This window comes from Halomonas sp. MMSF_3323 (genome assembly GCF_030733595.1).
Lineage (GTDB): Bacteria > Pseudomonadota > Gammaproteobacteria > Pseudomonadales > Halomonadaceae > Halomonas > Halomonas litopenaei.
In genome coordinates this window covers 1-2048 of record NZ_JASHIT010000085.1, presented here as the reverse complement: position 1 = coordinate 2048, position 2048 = coordinate 1, and the positions used below count along the sequence as shown (strand labels likewise).

General features: G+C 66.1%; 1 protein-coding gene. It reads left to right on the top strand.

Annotation, left to right across the window (positions count from 1 at the left end):
• Positions 1–2048: hypothetical protein (locus RBB39_RS22675; protein WP_306169435.1), on the top strand; the 2048-nt coding region annotated here is incomplete at both ends.

Sequence of the window (2048 nt, the reverse complement as noted above, 5' to 3'; positions counted from 1 at the left end):
GCGAGCCTGACCTTTACCGCCGGCAGCGACGCCATCACCTCGATCGGCTTTGGCAATATAGGTGCCGATGACAGCGTCACGGGCATCAGCGTCCAGGGTCTGGCGGCTGGTGAGTCCTTGGTCTGGAGCGCAAACGACGCCGGCGAGTTGGAAGGGCGTACCGAGGCCGGCGGTGACGCCGTCCTGACCTTGACCCTGAGCTCTTCTGGTCCTGTGGCCGCGGGCGAGGAGCAGGTTGTCACCGTGACCGCGACCCTGGCCGAGAGCCTGGCCCACGCGGTCGACGCCGATAGCCTGACCATTAGTGGCATCAGCGTGGTCGGCACCGACACCGACGGTACCAGTACCGAGGCAAGCGTCTCGGTCAGCGTGGCCGATGATCAGCCGACCCTCGAGTTCGTTGAAGCGCCTGCCAGCGTGGTCGAAGGCCAGGAAGTCGAGGGCACCTGGAGCACCGACGCCGGTGCCGATGTCGCCACCGTCAGTGTGACGGTGGCAGGCGAGACCAAGCCGCTGGGCGAAGCCAGTGATGCAATGGTCAGCTTCACCACCGACGAAGGCACTCTGACCGTCGGTCGCGACGGCACCTGGACCTTCGAGGCCAACGACAACCAGGTGCAGGACAGCACCGGCAATCCGTCGATCGGCTTCACCATCGCCACCGAAGACAGCGATGGCGATACCGCCACCGATAGCCACACCGTCACCATCACCGACGGCACCGGCCCGAGCGTTTCGGTCACCGGCAGCGATCCGGCCTCGACCCAGGCCAGCCTGGCACTGGATGACGCCGAGACCGAAGGCGCCGCCTCGGATACCGACGTGGCGAGCCTGACCTTTACCGCCGGCAGCGACGCCATCACCTCGATCGGCTTTGGCAATATAGGTGCCGATGACAGCGTCACGGGCATCAGCGTCCAGGGTCTGGCGGCTGGTGAGTCCTTGGTCTGGAGCGCAAACGATGCCGGTGAGCTGGAAGGGCGTGTGGAGGGTGACGGCAATGCCGTGATCACCTTGGCGCTGAGCTCTTCCGGGCCTGTGGCGGCGGGCGAGAAGCAGGTGGTTACCGTGACGGCGACCCTGGCCGAGAGCCTGGACCATGCGGTCGACGCCGATAGCCTGACCATTAGTGGCATCAGCGTGGTCGGCACCGACACCGACGGTACCAGCACGACGGCAACCGTGGGTGTGAGCGTGGCCGACGATCAGCCGACCATCGAGTTCGTTGAAGCGCCTGCCAGCGTGGTCGAAGGCCAGAGTGTCAATGGCACCTGGACCACCGACGCCGGTGCCGATGGCGCCACCGTCAGCGTGACAGCGGCAGGCGAAACCAAGCCGCTGGGCGATGGCGATAGCGTCAGCTTCGATCTCGCCGAAGGCACCCTGACCGTCGGTCGCGACGGCAGCTGGACCTTCGAGGCCAAGGACAACCTCGACCAGGGCAACAGCCCGTCGATCGACTTCACCATCACCACCGAAGACAGCGATGGCGACACCGCCACCGATAGCCACACCGTCACCATCACCGACGGCACCGGCCCGAGCGTTTCGGTCACCGGCAGCGATCCGGCCTCGACTCAGGCCAGCCTGGCACTGGATGACGCCGAGACCGAAGGCGCGGCGTCCGACAGCGATGTAGCCAGCCTGACCTTTACCGCCGGCAGCGACGCCATCACCTCGATCGGCTTTGGCAATATAGGTGCCGATGACAGCGTCACCGGCATCAGCGTCACCGGCCTGGATGGCGAGCTGATCTGGAGCACCAACAACGCTGGCGAGCTGGAAGGCCGCACCGAGGCCGGCGGTGACGCTGTCCTGACCTTGACCCTGAGCTCTTCTGGTCCTGTGGCCGCGGGCGAGGAGCAGGTTGTCACCGTCACTGCGACCCTGGCCGAGAGCCTGGCCCACGCGGTCGACGCCGATAGCCTGTCGATCACCGGCATCAGTGTGGTCGGCACCGACACCGACGGTACCAGTACCGAGGCAAGCGTCTCGGTCAGCGTGGCCGACGATCAGCCGACCATCGAGTTCGTTGAAGCGCCTGCCAG